Origin of the sequence: Fertoeibacter niger, assembly GCF_009380135.2 — a bacterium.
In the GTDB taxonomy this organism is placed as follows: domain Bacteria; phylum Pseudomonadota; class Alphaproteobacteria; order Rhodobacterales; family Rhodobacteraceae; genus Fertoeibacter; species Fertoeibacter niger.
The window spans coordinates 15,823-35,928 of sequence record NZ_WHUT02000004.1; the positions used below are offsets into that span (position 1 = coordinate 15,823).

At 67.2% G+C, this 20,106-nt stretch carries 19 protein-coding genes; 11 read left to right on the forward strand and 8 right to left on the reverse strand.

What is annotated here, in order from left to right; translation table 11 throughout:
- Nucleotides 1-5: 5 nt before the first annotated feature.
- The gene (moaB, locus tag GEU84_RS07720; RefSeq protein ID WP_174539399.1) at nt 6-548 is read right to left on the reverse strand and encodes a molybdenum cofactor biosynthesis protein B; all 543 of its coding nucleotides are present in this window, start codon (nt 546-548) and stop codon (nt 6-8) included.
- 49 nt (nt 549-597) lie between these two features.
- On the reverse strand, nt 598-1,386 hold the full coding sequence (locus tag GEU84_RS07725) for a uracil-DNA glycosylase (protein ID WP_241427619.1): 789 nt from the start codon (nt 1,384-1,386) through the stop codon (nt 598-600).
- A 174-nt stretch (nt 1,387-1,560) separates the two neighbouring features.
- On the opposite strand from GEU84_RS07725, the gene GEU84_RS07730 reads away from it, so the two are divergent.
- Genes GEU84_RS07730 through GEU84_RS07755 form a run of 6 tightly spaced genes read left to right on the forward strand, consistent with a single transcriptional unit; the run spans nt 1,561 to nt 6,937 of the window.
- Nucleotides 1,561-2,523 (forward strand): aspartate carbamoyltransferase catalytic subunit, encoded by a 963-nt coding sequence (locus GEU84_RS07730; protein ID WP_174539400.1) that lies wholly within the window; start codon nt 1,561-1,563, stop codon nt 2,521-2,523.
- A complete protein-coding gene (locus GEU84_RS07735; RefSeq protein WP_174539401.1) occupies nt 2,520-4,109 on the forward strand; it encodes a DNA recombination protein RmuC in 1,590 nt (529 codons plus the stop codon). The genes GEU84_RS07730 and GEU84_RS07735 overlap by 4 nt, the downstream gene beginning before the upstream one ends.
- 58 nt (nt 4,110-4,167) lie before the next feature.
- Nucleotides 4,168-4,758, forward strand: coding sequence for a hypothetical protein (locus GEU84_RS07740; protein ID WP_174539402.1), 591 nt, complete (start codon nt 4,168-4,170; stop codon nt 4,756-4,758).
- A 45-nt stretch (nt 4,759-4,803) separates the two neighbouring features.
- Complete coding sequence (pyrC, locus tag GEU84_RS07745; RefSeq protein WP_174539403.1) at nt 4,804-6,081, forward strand: dihydroorotase; 1,278 nt, start codon at nt 4,804-4,806, stop codon at nt 6,079-6,081.
- Between the two features lie 2 nt (nt 6,082-6,083).
- Nucleotides 6,084-6,689, forward strand: coding sequence for a glycerol-3-phosphate 1-O-acyltransferase PlsY (gene plsY / locus GEU84_RS07750; RefSeq protein ID WP_174539404.1), 606 nt, complete (start codon nt 6,084-6,086; stop codon nt 6,687-6,689).
- Entirely contained in the window at nt 6,686-6,937 is a 252-nt protein-coding gene (locus GEU84_RS07755; protein ID WP_174539405.1) for a hypothetical protein, read from the forward strand. Before plsY ends, GEU84_RS07755 begins: the two co-directional genes overlap by 4 nt.
- A gap of 28 nt (nt 6,938-6,965) precedes the next feature.
- Here GEU84_RS07755 and GEU84_RS07760 read toward each other — a convergent pair whose 3' ends face one another.
- Genes GEU84_RS07760 through GEU84_RS07775 form a run of 4 tightly spaced genes read right to left on the reverse strand, consistent with a single transcriptional unit; the run spans nt 6,966 to nt 10,590 of the window.
- A complete protein-coding gene (locus tag GEU84_RS07760) occupies nt 6,966-8,330 on the reverse strand; it encodes a glutamate--cysteine ligase (protein WP_174539406.1) in 1,365 nt (454 codons plus the stop codon).
- 54 nt (nt 8,331-8,384) lie between these two features.
- Nucleotides 8,385-8,933 carry a hypothetical protein gene (locus GEU84_RS07765; protein ID WP_174539407.1) on the reverse strand — a complete coding sequence of 183 codons (549 nt, stop codon included), beginning with the start codon at nt 8,931-8,933 and terminating at the stop codon, nt 8,385-8,387.
- Nucleotides 8,930-9,775, reverse strand: a complete 846-nt coding sequence (locus GEU84_RS07770) for a GNAT family N-acetyltransferase (protein ID WP_174539408.1) — start codon at nt 9,773-9,775, stop codon at nt 8,930-8,932. The genes GEU84_RS07765 and GEU84_RS07770 overlap by 4 nt, the downstream gene beginning before the upstream one ends.
- A complete protein-coding gene (locus GEU84_RS07775; RefSeq protein WP_174539409.1) occupies nt 9,772-10,590 on the reverse strand; it encodes a 16S rRNA (uracil(1498)-N(3))-methyltransferase in 819 nt (272 codons plus the stop codon). Before GEU84_RS07775 ends, GEU84_RS07770 begins: the two co-directional genes overlap by 4 nt.
- A gap of 29 nt (nt 10,591-10,619) precedes the next feature.
- Here GEU84_RS07775 and ubiA point away from each other — a divergent pair, with 29 nt between their 5' ends.
- The 3 genes from ubiA to GEU84_RS07790 all read left to right on the forward strand — a co-directional run bounded on the left by ubiA (nt 10,620) and on the right by GEU84_RS07790 (nt 14,467).
- The gene (gene ubiA, locus GEU84_RS07780) at nt 10,620-11,594 is read left to right on the forward strand and encodes a 4-hydroxybenzoate octaprenyltransferase (protein WP_241427620.1); all 975 of its coding nucleotides are present in this window, start codon (nt 10,620-10,622) and stop codon (nt 11,592-11,594) included.
- Between the two features lie 61 nt (nt 11,595-11,655).
- A complete protein-coding gene (locus GEU84_RS21335) occupies nt 11,656-14,121 on the forward strand; it encodes an OmpA family protein (protein ID WP_174539411.1) in 2,466 nt (821 codons plus the stop codon).
- A gap of 16 nt (nt 14,122-14,137) precedes the next feature.
- Nucleotides 14,138-14,467 (forward strand): hypothetical protein, encoded by a 330-nt coding sequence (locus GEU84_RS07790; RefSeq protein ID WP_174539412.1) that lies wholly within the window; start codon nt 14,138-14,140, stop codon nt 14,465-14,467.
- Nucleotides 14,468-14,663: 196 nt separating this feature from the next.
- On the opposite strand, the gene GEU84_RS07795 is transcribed toward GEU84_RS07790, so the two are convergent.
- On the reverse strand, nt 14,664-15,452 hold the full coding sequence (locus GEU84_RS07795; protein WP_174539413.1) for an alpha/beta hydrolase: 789 nt from the start codon (nt 15,450-15,452) through the stop codon (nt 14,664-14,666).
- Between the two features lie 208 nt (nt 15,453-15,660).
- Between GEU84_RS07795 and GEU84_RS07800 the strand changes: the two genes are divergently transcribed.
- Both GEU84_RS07800 and GEU84_RS07805 read left to right on the forward strand, forming a co-directional pair.
- Nucleotides 15,661-17,139, forward strand: a complete 1,479-nt coding sequence (locus GEU84_RS07800; RefSeq protein ID WP_174539414.1) for an NAD-dependent succinate-semialdehyde dehydrogenase — start codon at nt 15,661-15,663, stop codon at nt 17,137-17,139.
- A 158-nt stretch (nt 17,140-17,297) separates the two neighbouring features.
- Nucleotides 17,298-18,572 (forward strand): CNNM domain-containing protein, encoded by a 1,275-nt coding sequence (locus GEU84_RS07805; protein WP_174539415.1) that lies wholly within the window; start codon nt 17,298-17,300, stop codon nt 18,570-18,572.
- Between the two features lie 132 nt (nt 18,573-18,704).
- Here the strand turns inward: GEU84_RS07805 and GEU84_RS07810 are convergent, their stop codons facing one another.
- The gene (locus tag GEU84_RS07810) at nt 18,705-20,060 is read right to left on the reverse strand and encodes an esterase-like activity of phytase family protein (protein WP_174539416.1); all 1,356 of its coding nucleotides are present in this window, start codon (nt 20,058-20,060) and stop codon (nt 18,705-18,707) included.
- Between the last annotated feature and the right edge of the window lie 46 nt (nt 20,061-20,106).

Consider the following 20,106-nt stretch of genomic DNA (forward strand, 5'->3'; position numbering starts at 1 on the left):
CGGGGTCATTTCCGGCGCAGATGCTCATCCAGCCGGGGCATGATTTCCACGAAGTTGCAGGGGCGGTGGCGGATGTCGAGCTGCCAGCGCAAAATCTCGTCCCAGGCATCGCGGCAGGCCCCCGGGCTGCCCGGCAAGGCGAACAGATAGGTGCCCATCGCCACGCCGCCGCAGGCCCGGCTTTGCACCGCCGATGTGCCGATCTTTTGCATCGAGACGATGGTGAACACCGTGCCAAAGGCGTCGATCTCTTTCTCATAGACATCACGGTGCGCCTCGACAGTCACATCGCGCCCGGTCAGGCCGGTGCCGCCGGTGGTCAGCACCACATCCACGCCCGGATCGGCGCACCACAGGCGCAGTTGCGCGGCAATCGCCGCGCGGTCATCGCGCAGGATGTCGCGCGCCGCCAGCAGATGCCCGGCCCCGGTCAGCCGTTCGACCAGCGTGTCGCCGGACCGGTCATCGGCGGCGCTGCGGGTGTCGGATACCGTCAGCACGGCGATCCGCACCGGCAGAAACTCACGCGATTCGTCGATGCGGCTCATCGGTCGGTTCTCCGGGCAAAAAGGTTGCGAAGTCGGGCGCAGGGTCCGGTCATGCCAGCCCCCGCAGCCGCGCCTTCAGCGCCAGCAGGTCGGCCCAGGCCTCGCGCTTGAAGGCGGGGTTGCGCAGCAGATAGGCCGGGTGGACCATCGGCAGCAGCGGGCGGCCATAGCCGGTTGTCCATTCGCCGCGCAGCCGGGTGATGCCCTTGCGGCCTAACACCGCCTGGCAGGGTGTGTTGCCCATCACCACGATCAGATCGGGGTCGGCAAGCTGCACATGCCGTTCCAGAAACGGCTGCATCATGGCAATCTCGGCGGGTGACGGGTCGCGGTTCTGCGGGGGCCGCCAGGGCATGACGTTGGTGATATATAGCGCCGCCGCCGGGTCGGGGCTGCTGCGCGCCAGCCCGATGGCGGCAAACATCCGGTCCAGCAACTGCCCGGCCTTTCCCACAAACGGGCGGCCCTCCATATCCTCATCCCGGCCCGGGGCCTCGCCGATCAGCATCACGCGGGCGGAAGGGTTGCCATCACTGAACACGGTGCTTTTCGCACCGCGCTTCAACTCGCACAGGTCATAGCCCTGCATCGCCGCATGCAGGCCCTCCAGCGACGCAGCCGCCGCCGCCATCTGCCGCGCCACCGCAACCGGATCGGCAGAGGCCAGTGGGGCGGGTGCCGCAGCCTGCGCAGGTCGCGGCAGCGGCGGGGCCGCATCGGCCAGATCATAGCGGTTCAAGGGCGCATCGCCCATCGCCTCGGTCGCGCCAAGGTCAACCTGCCACAGCAGCATCGCCGCCGCCGTGTGGTAATCGATGTCATGCAGAATGCTTTCCATTCCAGCAGGCTAAGCCGGGCGCGGGCCGGGGTAAAGGCTTTGCCGCCGCCGCCCCGATTGATCGTTGCCGCACCCCCCGCTATTTGCCATAAGCACCCCGGACCGCGCCGCGCCGTGACGGGCCGCAACGGCAGCGCAGGGCACGATCTGCCCCGACAGCGACAGGAGATTGCGATGACCTTCCGCGCCCGCCACCTGCTCGGCATCGAACACCTGGCCCCGGACGAGATTCGTGCCGTGCTGGATCTGGCCGACCGCTATGTCGATCTGAACCGCCGCACGGTGAAACAATCCGACGTGCTGGCGGGCATGACCCAGATCAACATGTTCTTCGAGAACTCCACCCGCACCCAGGCCAGCTTTGAGCTGGCGGGCAAGCGGCTGGGGGCCGATGTGATGAACATGTCGGTGGCGCAATCCTCGGTGAAAAAGGGCGAGACGCTGATTGACACCGCGATGACGCTGAACGCCATGCATCCCGATCTGCTGGTGGTGCGGCACGGGGCCTCGGGCGCGGTCAACCTGCTGGCGTCAAAGGTGAATTGCGCGGTGCTGAACGCGGGCGACGGGCGGCACGAACACCCCACACAGGCGCTGCTGGATGCGCTGACCATCCGCCGCGCCAAGGGCCGCATCCAGCGGCTAACCGTGGCGATCTGCGGCGACATCGCGCATAGCCGCGTGGCGCGCTCGAACCTGATCCTGCTGGGCAAGATGGAAAACCGCATCCGCCTGATCGCGCCCCCCACGCTGATGCCTCCGGGCGTGCAGGATTTCGGCTGCGAGCTTTATGACGACATGAAGAAGGGGCTGGAAGGCGCCGATGTGGTGATGATGCTGCGGTTGCAGAAGGAACGGATGGACGGCGGTTTCATCCCCTCGGAACGCGAATATTATCACCGCTTTGGCCTTGATGCCGAAAAGCTGGCCTATGCCAAGGAAGATGCCATCGTGATGCACCCCGGCCCGATGAACCGCGGGGTCGAGATTGACGGCACGCTGGCCGATGACATCAACCGTTCCGTGATTCAGGATCAGGTGGAAATGGGCGTGGCGGTGCGCATGGCCTGCATGGACCTGCTGGCGCGCAACCTGCGGGCCGAACGCGGGGCGAAACTGGCCGGGGTGATGGTGTGATCGCCGACCTGCAGGAACGGCTGCGCGCGTTTGTCGCGGCACATCCGGCGCTGTTCGACCAACCCACGCTGATCGTGGCCGGTGTGGCGCTGCTGGTGCTGATCCTGGCGCTGGTGCTGCGCGGGCGGCTGGCCGATGCACGGGCGCAGCGCGATGCGGCTTTGGCCCTGGTGGCCACGCGCGACGCGGCCCTGCGCGACGCGGCGGAACAGGCCCGCATGGCAGAGGCGCAGATTGCGCGCCTGGCTGATGCCGAGGCCGCGCGGACCGAGGAGATTTCCAGCCTGACCCACCGCCTGCGCGCCGTGGAACTGCACGGCGCGGCACAGGCCACGCTGGCCGAACAGCGTCAGAAATCTGTCGCAGAACTGACCGATGAGCGCCAGCGCCTTGGCGCTGACCTTCACGCCGAACGGGGCCGCGTGCTGGATCTGGCGCGCCGGGTATCCACCCTGACGGCCGACCTTGCCTCGGAACGCCAGCGCAGCGCCGAAAAGATCGAGCTGTTGCAAACCATCCGCAAGGATATGGAAGACCGCTTCAAGCTGCTGGCCGACGAATCGATGCGCCAGCATGGCGAGGAATTGTCAAAGCAGAACCGCGAGCGGCTGGAGGCCACGCTGAACCCGTTGAAGGAACATGTGGGCCGGTTCGAGGTGGAACTGCGCGCCGTGCATGAGGGTGCGGTGAAGGAACGCCAGCAGTTGAAAACCGAGATCGACCAGTTGACCCGCCGGTCCGAGGAAGTGTCGCGCGAGGCTCTGGCCCTGACCCGGGCGCTGAAGGGCGACAAGCAGCGGCAGGGGGCCTGGGGCGAAATGATCCTGGCCACGCTGCTGGAACGGTCGGGGCTTCAGCAGGGCGTGGAATATGAATTGCAGGCGCAGCGCATGTCGGATGAGGGCGGGCGCTACCGCCCCGATGTCGTGGTGCGCATGCCGGGCGACAAGCGGCTGGTGATCGACAGCAAGGTGTCGCTGGTGGATTACGAACTGGCTGTGAATGACGATGCCGAGGATCTGCGGCTGGCCGCGCGCAAGCGCCATGTGGCGGCCATCAAGCGGCACATCATGCTGTTGTCTGACAAGGCCTATCAGACAATGGAAGATGGCTCGGTCGATTATGTTGTGATGTTCATCCCGATTGAAGGGGCGCTGTCCGAAGCCCTGCGTGAAGCCGACGACCTGACCACCTACGCCATGGAAAGGAACGTGATGATCGGCACCCCCACCACGCTGATGATGGCGCTGCGCACCGTGTCGCATGTCTGGGCCATTGAGCGGCGCAACCGCAATGCCGAGGAAATTGCCCGGCGCGCGGGGCTGCTGTATGACAAGGTGGCGGGTTTCGTCGATGCGATGCAGGCCATGGGCAAGAATCTGGGGCAGGCGCAGAAATCCTATGGCGATGCGATGGACCGGCTGACGCGGGGCAGCGGCAATGTGCTGGGCCAGGTGGAAAAGCTGAAATCGCTGGGGGCCAAGGCCAGCAAGTCGATTGCCACCGGCTTTGACGGCGACGAGGGCGATGGCGGCTTGCCCGATCTTTTGCCCCTGACCGATACGGCACGGGGCGACGGATCATGACGCGCCCCCTGATGCACCCCGCCGCGCCACCGGGCGCCCTCACGCGATGGAGCAACCCATGACCGATGCGCTGCATGTGCCGCGCGGCGAACGCGGTATCCTTCGCGTCTTTGTCGCCGATCTGACATTGGCCGAAATGGCCCATATGCGCGACCCCGGCCCCACGCCCGGCGCGGCCTTCTCGGGCGACGATGCGCCGCAGGACAGCCACGATCCGATGGCAGCCCTGCTGGGGCTTGACCATCTGGACCCGGATTTTGTCGAACTGTTCCACAGTGATGACATCGCAGCCATCGGCCTTGCCGCCTATCTGGCCGAGGGCAATGGCGTGGCCGCGGATCAGATCGCCGCCGATCAGGCCCGGCTGGATGCGGTGCAGGGCCCCCTGCTGATCGTGTTTTCCGCTGCCTTCGCAGGCCAGCCCGCCACCCTGCGCCCCGACCCAAGGCTGACCCTGATCGGCGCTTACGCGCAGGAAACCCCGCCCGTGCGGTTCGAACCCCTGCCCGATGCCTCGGCCCGCGGCGTGACGGATCGGCCAGCGCCCCGCCCGCCCATGTCAGATGCCCGCGCGGGCGGCATGGTGGCCACGGCGGCGCTGCTGGTGATGTTCGCCCTTGTCGCCCTTGTTGTGTGGATCGCAGGTTGATGCCCACGCCCCTTTGCCGCCACCCTTTTTGCGGGACCGCCTGACATGATCACCTTCCTTGCCAATGCCCGCATCATCGACCCCGAAAGCCTGACAGAACGTGAGGGCAACGTGATCCTTGATGGCCGGCTGATCGCCGCCATCGGCTCGGCGCAGGCGCCGAAACATGCGCGGGTGATCGATTGTGGCGGCATGGCGCTGGCCCCCGGCATCGTCGATCTGGGCGTGAAAGTGGGCGAACCGGGCGACCGGCACAAGGAATCGTTCCGCTCGGCCGGGTTGGCGGCGGCGGCAGGGGGCGTGACCACCATCATCGCGCGGCCCGACACCAACCCCGCCATCGACACGCCCGAGGTGCTGGAATTCGTGACCCGCCGGGCCGAGGCCGCATCGCCGGTGCGCATCCTGCACATGGCCGCGCTGACCAAGGGCCGGGCGGGCCGCGAAATGACCGAGATCGGCTTTCTGCTGGATGCCGGGGCCGTGGCCTTTACCGATGCCGATCACGTGACCACCGACACCAAGGTTCTGTCGCGCGCGCTGACCTATGCCCGCAGCCTTGGCGCGCTGGTGATCGGGCATCCGCAAGACCCCGGCCTGTCGGCAGGGGCCGCCGTGACCAACGGCAAATTCGCCAGCCTGCGGGGCTTGCCCGGCGTGCATCCGATGGCCGAACGCATGGGGTTTGACCGCGACATGGCCTTGGTGGAAATGACCGGCGCGCGGTATCACGCCGACCAGATCACCACCGCCCGCGCCCTGCCCGCGCTGGAACGTGCCAAGGCCAACGGGCTGGACGTGACGGCGGGCATCAGCATCCACCACCTGACGCTGAACGAGCTGGACGTGGGCGATTACCGCACATTCTTCAAACTTACCCCGCCGCTGCGGGCGGAAGAGGACCGGCTGGCGATGGTTGATGCCGTGGCATCGGGCCTGATCGACATCATCTGTTCCATGCACACCCCGCAGGACGAGGAATCCAAACGCCTGCCGTTCGAAGAGGCGGCATCGGGCGCGGTGGCGCTGGAGACGTTCCTGCCCGCCGCGATGCGGCTTTATCATGCGGGGCATCTGACGCTGCCACAGTTGTTCCGCGCCATGGCGCTGAACCCGGCACGGCGGCTGGGCCTGCCGCAGGGCCGCATGGCCGAGGGTGCCCCCGCCGATCTGGTGCTGTTCGACCCCGACGCGCCGTTTCTGCTGGACCGCGCGACCCTGCGGTCAAAATCCCGCAACACCCCGTTTGACGGGCAGCGGATGGAAGGTAAGGTTCTGGCCACCTTTGTCGGTGGCGCACAGGTTTTCGGCGAAAGGGACTGACGATGCCCGAGATCACAAGCACGATGCAGATTCTGATCCTGACCGGGCTGCTGGCCTACCTGCTGGGGTCGGTGCCCTTTGGCGTGGTCATCACCCGCGCGCTGGGGCTGGGCGACCTGCGCAGCATCGGATCGGGCAATATCGGGGCCACCAACGTGCTGCGCACCGGCAACAAGGGCGCTGCGGCGGCCACACTGCTGCTGGATGCCGCCAAGGGCGGGGTGGCCGTGCTGCTGGCCCGCTGGCTGGTGGGTGAGGATGCGGCCCAACTGGCGGGACTGGCGGCGTTTCTGGGCCATCTGTTCCCGGTCTGGCTGGGGTTCAGGGGCGGCAAGGGGGTGGCCACGTTCCTGGGCATCCTGCTGGCGCTGGATTTCCCGGTGGGTCTGGCCTGTTGCGCCACATGGCTGGCCGTGGCCTTCCTGTCGCGGCTGTCGTCGCTGGCGGCACTGGCGGCGGCCTCGACCTCGACCCTGTGGATGATCGGGTTCGGCGACATGCGGATGATCGTGCTGGGCGCGGCGCTGACGCTGCTGATATTCGTGCGCCACGCTGCCAACATCGCCCGCCTGCGCGCGGGCACCGAGCCGAAGATCGGCAAGAAGTGACCTTCCGCGCGGCGCTGGATGCCATTCCTGCGGGCTATTCCGAGGGGGTGTTTCAGGGCCGCCGCTACCGCATCGAAAAGACGCTGCTGGCGGGCGGGCGCAGCGTGAAGCTGGTGGCATGGGAACTGGGCGGGGCCGATTACATCAGCCTGAACGTCTACGCTCTGGCCGCTGGGGATGCGCTTAGGCCCTGCGAGATGCCGGAGGACAAGGTTCGGGATTTTGTGTCAGGCGTGGCGATCGGATAGAAACCGGGCACGGCTGCCCGGTTGCCCATCAATAACTCATCTCGGCATAGACCCGCGTCAGATCGCCGCCCCACTCACCCTCATACCGGGCCACCAGATCATCGGCCAAGGTCCGCCCCGAGGCCACGCTTTCGGCCAGCACGTCCAGATAGCCGCTTTCATCCGCCATCCCGGCCCCGGGCCGGGCGCGCGCCTTCAGGCCGGCCTGTGACAGCGCCAGCACCTCGCGCGCCAGATCCAGCATCTTGACCCCGCCCGCCTCGGCCCTGAGGCCAGAAACCGAGGCTGCCACACGCAACCCCTCGCGCGTTTCCGCATCCCAGCCCTTTGCCAGATCCCAAGCGGCATCCAGCGCGTTCTGGTCATACATCAGCCCCACCCAGAAGGCGGGCAGCGCGTTCAGGCGGCTGACCGGGCCGGCATCCGCGCCGCGCATCTCGATGTATTTCTTCACCCGCGCTTCGGGGAATACCGTGGTCATGTGGTCGGCCCAGTCGGAAAGCGTGGGCTTTTCGCCGGCCAATGCGGGCAGTTCACCCTTCAGGAAATCGCGGAAGCTTTGCCCCAAAGCGTTGATGTAATGCCCGTCGCGGTAGACGAAATACATCGGCACATCCAGCACATAGTCAACGTAGCGCTGAAAGCCGAAACCATCCTCGAACACGAAGGGCAGCATGCCGGTGCGCACATCATCCAGCCCCCGCCAGATGCGGCTGCGCCACGACTGATGCCCGTTCAGCCGCCCCTCAAAGAACGGCGACGAGGCGAACAGCGCCGTGGCCACGGGTTGCAACGCAATCGCTACGCGCATCTTCTGCACCATGTCGGCCTCGGACGCGAAGTCGAGGTTCACCTGCACCGTGCAGGTGCGATACATCATCTGCGTGCCATGGGTGCCGACACGGCCCATGTAATCGGTCATCAGCCGGTAACGGCCCTTGGGCATCACCGGCATCTGGTCATGCGTCCATTCGGGTGCCGCCCCCAGCCCCATGAACCGCGCGCCGATCCGGTCGGCCACCACCTTGACCTCGGCCAGATGGGTGGCCAGTTCCGCCGCGGTCTGGTGCATGTCATCCATCATGCCACCCGAAAGCTCAAACTGCCCGCCCGGCTCCAGCGACACATTGGCACCGTCGCGTGTCAGGCCGATGATCTTGCCCTGCTCCTCCACCGGGGCCCAGCCGAAACCGTCACGCAGCCCTTCCAGCATGGCACGGATGCTGGCGGGGCCTTCATACGGCAGCGGCAGCAGGGTGTCGGGGGTGTAGCCGAACTTTTCATGCTCGGTCCCGATGCGCCACTGGTCCCTGGGCTTGCTGCCCGAGGCCATATAGGCCGCCAGTTGGTCAAAGCTTTCGATCAGCCCGCCGCCGGATTGTGGAATGGACATGCGTGCTCCGATCGAGGGCTGTTTACGGCTGCAAGACCTGTCCCGAAGTGCGGGTCAAGTCAAGGCCACCTTCGCAGCGCGGTGCCAGATCACCGGGCCGACGACCGAGCCTTGCGCTGGCAATCCTGCAATGCCGGGTGCGGCGGGCGACAGTGCCGCCACCAGCGCCTGCGTATCCATGCCGGGCAGCGTGGCAAAGGCATCGAACAGCCGTTCCGCCCCCGCCGCCGCCACGGGGATCAGCAGCACCTGGCCATCCTGCTGTTTCAGCCGCCACATCCGCTGGCCGTGCAAGGTCAACAGGCGCAGTTCGGCCAGGTCGGGCAAGGCCACGAACCCGCCAAAGCTGGGCCCCATGTAGCCGATCTGGCCTTCGTCCACCTCTACCAGCCCCGGCGCTGTCGTGGACTGGGCAAAACGCATGCGGCGCAGGGCCAGCAGGCCATAAAAGGCCGCCAGTGCCGCCAGCGCCAGCCCCAGCGGAATCAGCAGCAGACCGCCCTGGCTGGCCAGCCAAAGACCCAGCACGGCCACCACCGCAGCCGCGATCACCTCGCGCCAGCGGTGAAGGGTGGCCAGGGCCTCGGGGCGCAGCACGGTCATGCGGTGATCCTTTGCGGGGCGTGAAACTGCACGATGGCCATGCTGCCCTGCCGCTGAAAGCCGATGGCGCGATAGGCCGCCGCCGCAGCGTCATTGGCGGCAAACAGCACGGCGCGCTGCGCGCCCTGCGCGCGCGCCCAGGCCAGATGGCCCCCGACCACACGCCGCGCCAGCCCCTGCCCGCGCACCGCAGGCGGGGTATAGACGCCCCCCACCTGCACCACGTCCGGCAGACGGGCGTTGAAGCCGGACATGGCCAACGCAACGCCGCCCCGCATCAGGATGCAGTGGCTGCGCTTTTCGATCCAGCCATCCACGTCTTTTGCCGCCTGCGACGCGGCTTCGTCGGCGGGCAACGCGAAAAGCTCGGTCAGATAGGCCGCGCGCCACGGCAGCACGACAGCCCTGTGCGCCACAGTCAACGGTTCGACGGTGCTTCCGTCAGGTTCGGGCAGGATCAAATCTGCCAGATCCAGCTGATAGCCCGGTTCTTCGTCATCGTGGCGGGCGGGCACAGCTTCCAGCCCCAGCGCCCTGCGCAGCAAGGGCACCTGTGCGCCGCGCCCGACAATCATGGTCACGTCATGGCCCGCCAGCGCGGCACGGACACCGGCCCAATCGCTTTGCGGCCATTGCGGCAGCAGGCCGCCCGCCCGTGTCAACCCCAGCATGCCCACGACCGTTCCGCCCTTTTCGGCAAGCCAGACGCGCATGCCATGCAAGCCGTTGGCAGAAAGCCCTTCCGCCGCCAGATTGGCCAGAGGGAACATCGAACCTGCCACGTCGGCATGCAACAAGGCCAGCAGCGCCGGAAGATCGTCAGGCGTGGCAGCGCGCATCATATCCAGTCCCCCAGGGTCATCTGCCACAGGGTCAGCGCCGCCACCGCCGCCGTATCAGCGCGCAGGATGCGCGGACCAAGACGCACCGGCACGATCTGCGGCATCGCGCGCAGACGCGCCTGTTCGGGCGCTGAAAACCCGCCCTCGGGGCCGATCAGCACGGCCCAGGGGCCGCGGGGTTCCCCGAATCCGCTTGTCAACCCTGACGGGTCGCCACGCTGCCCCCCCGCGATGTCGCCCGTCAGTGCGGAAGAGCCACCTGCCCCAGCGATGTCGCCCGTCTGGGCAAAAGGGCGGCCTGCCAGCGCCTCATCCGCCCACATCAGCCGCCGTTCGGCGGGCCAGGTGGCCAGAACGCGGTCGAGGGGGGCCAGATCCGCCACTTCGGGCACTGCGGTGGCGCCGCATTGTTCGGCTGCCTCCATCGCATGCGCCTGCAGCCGGTCCTGCCTGATTCGGTCAGCGTTGGTGTGCTGGGTCTGCACCGGCATGATGCGGGCCACGCCCATTTCGGTGGCCTTTTCCACGATGAAATCGGTGCGCGCCTTCTTGATCGGCGCGAACAGCAGCCACAGGTCGGGCGGCGGGCACAGGGGCGCCGTTTGCGTCTCGCAAACCAGCATGCCGCCGCGCTTGCCCGCCTCGGCCACCACCGCGCGCCATTCGCCGTCCCGCCCGTTGAACAGCAGCACCGCAGCCCCCGGCCCCAGCCGCATCACGCCAAACAGGTAATGCGCCTGATCCTGCGTCAGCGGAACAGGTTGCCCCGCAGCCAGCGGGTGATCTACAAACAGCCGTATCTTCGCATCTGCCATGAGGGCAATCTATGACCCCGCCGCCCCGAATGCCAGACCCACGGACCGCAGACCCCCACCCGCAGGGTTCCGTCGCCGATGCCGCCCCCGGCAACTGGGTGGACCGCTTTGCGCCACGCGCCACGCGCGGCTATCTGCGCCTGTCGCGCGCTGACCGGCCCATCGGCACATGGCTGCTGCTGATCCCCTGTTTCTGGGGCGTGGCGCTGGCCGCCATTGCCGATCCGAACGGGTTCAAACGCTGGGATCTGTGGATCGCCGTCTCTTGTGCCATCGGCGCTTTCCTGATGCGCGGCGCGGGTTGCACCTGGAACGACATCACCGACCGCGATTTTGACGCCGCCGTGGCCCGCACCCGCAGCCGCCCGATCCCTTCAGGGCAGGTGACACCCCGGCAGGCGGCGGTGTGGATGGTGGCGCAGGCGCTTGTCGCAGCCCTGATCCTGTTCAGCTACAATACCGCCACCATCGCTCTGGGCCTTGCCTCGCTGCTGCTGGTGGCGATCTATCCCTTTGCCAAACGGTTCACCTGGTGGCCGCAGGTGTTTCTGGGCCTTGCCTTCAACTGGGGTGCGCTGCTGGCCTGGACGGCGCATGCGGGCCGCCTGTCTGCGGCCCCGGTGGCGCTGTATCTGGCCGGCATTGCATGGACGCTGTTCTATGACACGATCTATGCCCATCAGGACAAGGAAGATGACGCGCTGATCGGCGTCAAATCCACCGCGCGGCTGTTTGGCAACCATACCCGCCTCTGGCTGCGCGGCTTTCTGGTGCTGGCGGTGGTGCTGATGACGCTGGCCGTGCTGCTGGCGGTGCTGCCCGGCGGGCGGGTGCTGCCGCTGGTTCTGGCGCTGGCTGGCGTCTGGGGCTTTGGCTGGCACATGGCCTGGCAACTGACCCGGCTGGATACCGAAGACCCCGCGCGTTGCATGCATCTGTTCCGGTCGAACCGCGACGCGGGGCTGATCCCTGCGCTGTTTCTTGCCGCTGCGGCGGCGGTCTGATTGAACCTGCCCCCCGAACCGCCTAAGCAACAGGCTTTGCGACCCAAGGAAAGCCCGACCCATGCCGATGAAACGCGCCCTGCTGGCCCCTGCCGCCTTTCTGTGCGCGGCCGCGCTGGCCTTGGGCACGGCGCAATGGGCCGCCGGTGCGATCGAGGAACGGTCGGTCGCGGCGGTCAACTCGCGGCTTCTGGCTGATGGCATCACCTTTGCCGATGTGTCCTCCGACGGGCTGGAGGTCTGGCTTAAAGGCACCGCGCCGAACGAGGCCGCGCGCTTTCGTGCCGTGAACCTGGCGGGCAGCGTGGTGGATGCGGCCCGCATCCGCGACGGGCTGGAGGTGATTCCCGTCCGCGCCATCGAGGCACCGCGATTCTCGGTGGAAATGCTGCGCAACGACGATGGCATCTCGCTGATCGGCCTTCTGCCCGAAGCGGGCGGCAATGCGGGGCTTGCCGAGGCTGCTGCGGCGCTTGGGCAGGGGCTTGAGGTGGCCGACATGCTGGAAACCGCCGCCTTCCCCGCGCCGGAAGGGTGGGATGCCGCGCTGGCTTACGGCCTTGAGGCGCTGAAACTGCTGCCACGCTCCAAAATCTCGGTGGCTGCCGACCGGGTGGCGATCACCGCGATTTCCGACAGCGAAAGCGAAAAGCGGCGGCTGGAGGGTGAGCTGGCCCGCAAAGCGCCCCCCGGGCTGACGCTGGCCATCGACATTTCCGCCCCCCGCCCGGTGCTGACCCCCTTTACCCTGCGCTTTGTGCGGGATGAGGCCGGGGCGCGGTTTGACGCCTGTTCCGCCGATACCGACAGGGCGCGCGACCGGATTCTGGCGGCGGGCGTTGCCGCGGGGGCCGAGGGGCGCACGCCCTGCACCGTGGGTCTGGGCGTGCCTTCGCCCCGCTGGTCCGAGGCAGCCGAGGCCGCAATAAGGGCTGTCGCCGAACTGGGCAACGCATCCGTCACCTTTTCCGATGCCGATGTGTCGCTGCTGGCGGGCGATGACGTGCCGCAAGAGGATTTCGACCGGGTGATCGGCGAATTGCAGACGGCACTTCCGGCGGTGTTCTCGCTTGCGGCAACCCTGCCGCCCAAGGCCGCCACCGTGCCGCAGGGCCCTGCCGAGTTTACCGCCACACTGGCCGAGGATGGCCAGGTGCAACTGCGCGGGCGGCTGACGGATGAGATGCAGCGCGCCGCCGTCGATGTTTACGCCCGGGCGCAATTCGGGGCCGCCAATGTCTATATCGCCACGCGGATGGATGCCGACCTGCCCGAAGGCTGGCCCGTGCGGGTGCTGGCGGGACTCGAATCACTGGCCCAACTGACCTCGGGCAGCCTGCGGGTGCGGGCCGACACGGTGGAAATCACCGGCGTGACCGGCGCGCAAGAGGCGCGGGCCCGCATCGCGCAGGTGCTGTCGGACAAGCTGGGGCAAGGCCAGACCTTCAAGGTTGATGTGCGCTATGACGAACAGCTTGATCCGCTGGCCGCCCTGCCCACCCCCGCCGAATGCGTGGCGGATGTGAATGCGGCGCTGGCGCTGCAAAAGATCAGCTTTGCCCCGGGTTCGGTGGAAATCGACGCATCGGCGCGCGAAACGCTGGATGCGCTGGCAAAAGTGCTGGGCGAATGCCCCGACGTGAAATTCGTGGTGGGTGGCCATACCGACAGCCAGGGCAGCGAAGATGGCAACCGCGCGCTGAGCCAGGCCCGGGCCGAGGCGGTGGTGCTGGCCTTGCAGGGGCGTCGCGTTTCGGTCGCGGGGCTGACGGCGCTGGGGTTCGGCGAGGCGCGGCCCGTGGCCGACAATGCCACCGAAGAGGGGCGCGAGGCGAACCGCCGCATCGAATTCACCCCGGTGGACCTGCCGGTGCAGGCCGAAGCCCCGGCCCGGCAATCGGGCGGTGCGGACGGCGCCGATGCCACGGCAGAGGCCGAGGCGGTGGAACCGGCAGCAAAAGAGGCCAGCGGCGAGAGCGCCGCAGATGCCGCGACCGAAGCCCCTGAGGCCGACGCCCCGGCTGCCGATACGCCCGCATCCGATACGCCCGCATCGGAAACGACCGGGTCTGAAACCGGGCAGCCCTATGGCGCAGAGGCTGGCGCAGCCACAGAGGGCGATGCGCCCGATGCCGATGCCGCCGCCCCGGCGGCTGCCGCCCCCGATGTCGCCCCCGCCCTGCCCGATGCTGATCAGCCGGTGGCCGGCGCTTCTGATGCCGCGCCGGAGTCCGAGACTGCCGATACGTCCGCAGAAGCGCCCGCAGCCATTGCCGAAGGCGCCCCCGCTGACGAAGCCCCGGCAGAGGCCGCAACCGAAGCAACCGAAGCCGAGGCCACGGCGGATACCACGGCCACAGGCGCAGAAGGTGGCACCGCGCCGGATGCAACCGCCGAAGGTGCGGCCGATGCAGCCACAGCCGATACCGCCCCAGAGGGCACCCCCGGGGTTGCCGCCGATGACGGCCCCTCTTTCGCGCCTACCGAAAACACCGTAAAGCCGCAACGTCGCCCCGCAACCGACTGACGCAGAAGGCCCGGCCATGAACCGCACCGAATTCATCATCGCCACGGCCATCATCCTGTTCCTGGCTTTCGGGCTGGGCTGGTTTGCCTGCTGGCTGGTCAGCCGGTTTTCCCGTATCGGCGGCGCGGACATGAGCGAGGTTGACCGGCTGGCCCAGCATCTGCACGAGGCCGAGGAAACCCGCGACCAGGCGCTGCTTTACATCGAGCAGCGCGAGGCGGAACTGACAAACCAGATCAGCCAGACCGAAGCCGAACTGCGCGCTGCGATGGAAGGCCTGCGCGACGCGCGCCACGAAGCCGAGGAAATGCGCCTGTATATCGAGCGCACCCGTTCGGGCACCTGACGGGCGCCTGCCGGTCAGGCGACGCGTTGGCCTGCGATCTTTCTGCGAAAGATCAGGGGGCTGTCTGCCCCCTCGGCGCTGCGCGCCTCACCCCCGAGGATATTTGACCATTGAGAATGCAAGCCGTGGGTCGGCCTAGCCCGCATTGTTCCGGGCAGTAGATTGCCAGAACGTGCTGCGTCGGCGCGGCAGCCTTTCACAGCCTGTCAAGCAGCACGGCCATCAGGGCGCTGCCGGGGTCGGCCAGATCGTCGATCACGTCGAAATGGTGGCGGTCCGGGGCTATGGTCCAGGGGCAGGCCCATTCTTCGGACAAAAGCCGGGCCTGCCACAGAAAGGCGGGGCGTTCCTGCGCGCCCACCCAGACATGGGCGGCACAGCCCGGGCGGCGCGGCAGGAAGGCCGGGCTTTCCGCTGCAACCTCTTCGGCATCCAGATCGAGTTTCGCGTTCATCGCGGTCTGCATCAGCGGTGCGAGGTCGGCCAGGGGCGAGATCGGCACCACGCGCTGCACCCGTTGCGCCACGTCGGGCGGCAGCGGCGCATCGGCGCAGCCCATGCGCGCGGCCAGATGCCCGCCCGCCGAATGGCCCGTGACCACCACCGGCCCGGGCACCCGGCCCGCGGCCGCCGCAACCGCCGCGCCAATTTCCTGCGTCATCGCGGAAATCCGGGCCTCGGGGGCCAGCGTGTAGCTGGGCATGGCCACGGCCCAGCCCCGCGCCAGCGCCCCCGCCGCCAGATGCGACCAAAGCTCGCGCCCGAAGGCCAGCCAATATCCGCCGTGGATGAACACCATCAGACCCTTTGGCGCATCCGCCGGATGAAACAGGTCGAACCGCTGGCGTGCGCCCGGGCCATAGGCCAGCCCCGGCTCACAGCGCCCGTCATCCCGAAACGCGGCAGCCGCCGCCGCCCAGCGCGGCGGATAAAGATCAGCCCCCGCGATGAAAGGGCCGTTCGCATAGGCACGGTCCAGATCCATGTTGTCTCCGATTTGATACACATCTTAAGCATACGGCGCGAGGCTGACAGAACTGGACACGCCCACCCACCCGTGCTTTCCATAGGCGTCCAGTCTGCCCCGACGCCGCGCCCAAGGCAAACCCGCGCGACGCCCCGGCAGGTTTTCCGCGTGTCACGCACGCAGACCCAACCCGGCGCCGCCCGCGCCCATCCGACCAGAGGCCCCCATGCTCGATTCAATCACCGACCTGCGTTCGCTGCTGAAAGACCCCAGCCTGCTGGAAACCCGCGCCTATGTGGCGGGCGAATGGATCGCCGCCGACACGGGTGCGACTTTCGAGGTCACGAACCCCGCGCGGGGCGATGTGATCTGCACAGTGCCCGATCTGGGCCGGGCCGAAACCGCCCGCGCCATCACCGCCGCCCATGCCACGCAGAAGCTGTGGCAGGCCCGCACCGCCAAGGACCGCGCCAATGTGTTGCGCGCCTGGTTCAACCTGATGATGGAAAACCAGCAGGATCTGGCGCTGATCCTGACCGCCGAAATGGGCAAGCCGGTGGCCGAGGCCAGGGGCGAGATCGCCTATGGCGCGTCCTATGTCGAATGGTTCGCCGAAGAGGGCAAGCGGGTGTATGGCGAGACCATTCCCGGCCACATGCCCGACAAGCGCATCACCGTGCTGCGCCAGCCCATCGGTGTCGTGGGCTCGATCACGCCGTGGAATTTTCCCAACGCGATGATCGCGCGCAAGGTGGCACCGGCGCTGGCGGCGGGCTGCGGCTTTGTCGGGCGGCCAGCGGCGGAAACCCCGCTGTCGGCGCTGGCGCTGGCGGTGCTGGCCGAACGCGCGGGCATCCCCAAGGGGTTGATGTCCATCGTCACCTCCACCCAATCCTCGGCCATCGGCAAGGAGATGTGCGAAAACCCGCTGGTGCGGAAGCTGACCTTCACCGGGTCCACCGAGGTGGGGCGCATCCTGCTGAAACAGGCCGCCGATCAGGTGCTGAAATGCTCGATGGAACTGGGCGGCAATGCGCCCTTCATCGTGTTCGACGATGCCGATCTGGATGCCGCCGTGGCGGGCGCGATGGCGTCGAAATTCCGCAACAATGGGCAGACCTGCGTTTGCGCCAACCGCATCTATGTGCAGGCCGGGGTCTATGATGCCTTTGCCGAAAAGCTGTCGGCGGCGGTGGCAAAGCTGAACATCGGCGACGGGCTGGTCGCCGGGGTGGACACCGGGCCCTTGGTGAACACCAAGGCGCTGACCAAGGTGGAGGATCATATCGCCGATGCGCTGTCCAAGGGCGGCGCGGTGCTGACGGGCGGCAAGCGGCATGCGCTGGGGGGCTCGTTCTTTGAACCCACGATCATCACCGGCGTGACGCAGGACATGGCCGTGGCCACCGAGGAAACCTTTGGCCCGGTGGCCCCCCTGTTCCGGTTCGAGACCGAGGAAGAGGTGATCGGCTATGCAAATGCAACGATCTTCGGCCTTGCCAGCTATTTTTACGCCCAGAACATCGGCCGCATCACCCGTGTGCAAGAGGCGCTGGATTATGGCATGGTGGGGGTGAACACCGGCATCATATCCAACGAGGCCGCGCCCTTTGGTGGCGTCAAGCAATCCGGTCTGGGCCGCGAGGGGTCACGGCACGGGCTGGAGGATTATATGGAGCTGAAATACATCTGCCTGTCGGTCTGAACGGCGCCGGCGCGACCCTGCGGCTGATTGTGCGGGATGATGTTTTCTGGCGGCGGGTGTGAGGCGGTCACACCCGCCGTTTCTTTTGGCGGGGGGAGTTGCACGGCCGCAAAGGAATGCCTAACTCGCGGCATCCGCAACAGCCAGAAGGCGACCCCGTGCTCACCGAAATCCTGATTGTCGCCGCGCTGATCCTGATCAACGGCGGATTGGCCATGTCGGAGCTTGCGGTTGTCTCGGCCCGCCCTGCCCGCCTGAAACCGCTGGCCGATGCCGGAAACCGGGGCGCGGCCAAGGCGCTGCGGCTGGGCGAAGACCCCGGGCGGTTCCTGTCATCGGTGCAGATCGGCATAACGCTGGTGGGTGTGCTGTCGGGGGCGTTTTCAGGTGCCACACTGGGCGCGCGCTTTGCCGATTATCTGGCCTTGCAGGGCGTGCCCGCCGAATGGGCGCATACCTTTGGTGTGGGCGCGGTGGTGGTGCTTTTGACCTATCTGTCGCTGATCGCGGGCGAGCTGGTGCCCAAGCAGATCGCATTGAAGAACCCCGAGCGTGTGGCGGCCCGCGTGGCCGGGGTGATGGTGCTGATCTCACAGGTGGCGGCCCCACTGATCTGGCTGCTGGACTGGTCTGGCCGCATCGTGCTGGCGCTGCTGGGTGTCGCGCGCGAGGGCAAGGCCCGCGTGACCGAGGAAGAGGTGCGCACCCTGCTGGCCGAGGCGCATGTGGACGGCGTGATCGAGGCCGAGGAACGGCAGATGCTGTCAGGCGTCATGCGGCTGGCCGACCGTTCGGCCACCGCCCTGATGACCCAGCGCCGCGATGTGGAAATGCTGGAGCTTGAGGCCAGCCATGCCGAAACCCTGACCGCCATGCAGAAAAGCGGGCGGTCGCGCCTGCCGGTGCGCAGCCGGGTGTCGGGCGATGTGGTGGGCGTGGTGTTTCTGACCGATGCCTTTGCCGCGCTGGCACGGGGCGAACTGCTGGATGTGGCCAAGCTCATGCGCGATGTGCCGGTGGTGTCGGATCTGGCCGATGCCTTGCAGGTGGTCGAGATCCTGCGTGCCTCGCCGCATGACATGGCGCTGGTCTATGACGAATATGGCGCGTTCGAGGGCATCATCACCACGGGTGACATTCTGGAGGCGATCACCGGCACGCTGACCGAAACCAGCGATGACGAGCCCTCGATGGTGGAGCGTGAGGATGGCAGCTGGCTGGTGGCGGGCTGGATGCCGGTGGATGAATTCTGCGAAAAGCTGCATCTGCCGCGCGATATTGCGGGCGACTATGAAACCGTGGCGGGGATCGTGCTGCACCAGATGCGGCAGATGCCGGGGCTTGGCGATCATTTCACCCACAGCGGCTGGCGGTTCGAGGTGATCGACCTTGACGACCGCCGCATCGACAAGGTGCTGGTCAGCCGCGCCTGAAATTCTTCGGGAAAAGCAAAGCCCCCGCCGTTACAGCGGGGGCTTTTTGGTAGGCGGGCATCGCCGCTCATCAAGCCTGCGGCCATCTTCGCTGCACGGGTGCCGCACAGCGAAAAGCGGCGCGTGACAGCGTTACTTCGCCGCCAGCAGTTCCGGCACGCTCAGCAGGATGAATTCGTTGTCTGCCGCTGCATCCAGTTGCCGGCCCGAGGAATAGGGCAGGTTGTTGTCGTTGGCGACCATGATATGCGTCTCGTCCACCAGCATCACATCCTCGATGGTGAAGAAGGGGAAGGTCATCTTGCCGGTCAGGTCGCGGTTGGCCACGGTGGGCAGGCGGTTCAGCCCCTGCGGGTCTGCGATATCCATCAGGTCGATATGGCCGATGCGGCGCACGAAACCATCGGCATCCACGGTGGCCGTGTCGATCAGCACGATCCGCTTCAGCATCGCGGGGGCGGGGAAGCAATCCGGCGCAGGATCGCCCGCGCATTTCAGGCTGGGGTCGCCCTCGCCATTGTCACGCTCGATCACCAGCGCGCGGGTGGCGTCGATGAAGTTGAAGTCGCCGATGGCGGTCGCCCCTTCGGCCAGCGCGAATTTGAAGCTTTGGCCTGTCCATGCCGCAGCAGCCGGGTCAAAGGCCAGCACTTGCAGGAAGTTGCCTTCGGGTTTGCCATCGGCACCCAGCAGCGGCTTTTCCAGCATGCCCCACAGCAGGCCGGTTCCGGGTTGCAGGGCCATGCCCTCAAACCCGCCGGACCGCGGCACGGTCCAGTCGGTACCCGCCACCGACAGGGCGCTGATACCCTGCGAATCGGGGCTTTTCAGCACGGTCTCGCCCATCATCGTGGGGTAGACGCCGGTGATGCGCCCGTCCAGCGTGGCGCTGAGCAGATAGGGGCCGAATTCCTCGCCGATCCAGACGGTATCACCGTTGATCTGGATGCTTTCGGGATCGAAATCGGCGCCGGTCAGATAGCGCGCCTCGGTGCCTTCATAGGCGATGCGGAACGGCACTTTCATGTCGGGGTCGTGCAGATAGATGGTGTCCTGAATGGCCACCGTGCCCGCCGCGAAATCGGGCAGCAGGCGGTGGAAGAACAGCAGCGCGTCGGGGCTGTTGCCCTTGGTGCCAAAACCGTTGTCGGTCAGCGCATAGATCGCGCCATCCTCGGCACGGTTCATGGCAAAGCCCGACATGCCCTGAAACGGCTGGCCGATGAAGGGCAGGCTGATGCCGGTGGCGCGCTTGCCATGGCTAGCGCCGGTGTCGCCCATCACGGTCATCGGCTGGGCGTTGCGGGCCGCGCCGGTGAACTTGCCGCTGATCCAGGCATCTTGCGGGGCATCGGCGGGCGGTGCCAGCAGGGTAAAGGCCGGGATCACGGCATGGCCCGCCAGCGTGGCAGGAAACAGGTCTTCGGCATGGGCGCTTGCGGCCATGGGCAGCAGGGCCACGGAAAGCAACAGGGCGGATCGGGTCATTGTCATACTCCTGCGGGGGGGGGCGGTCAGACCCGGACCTTCCGCC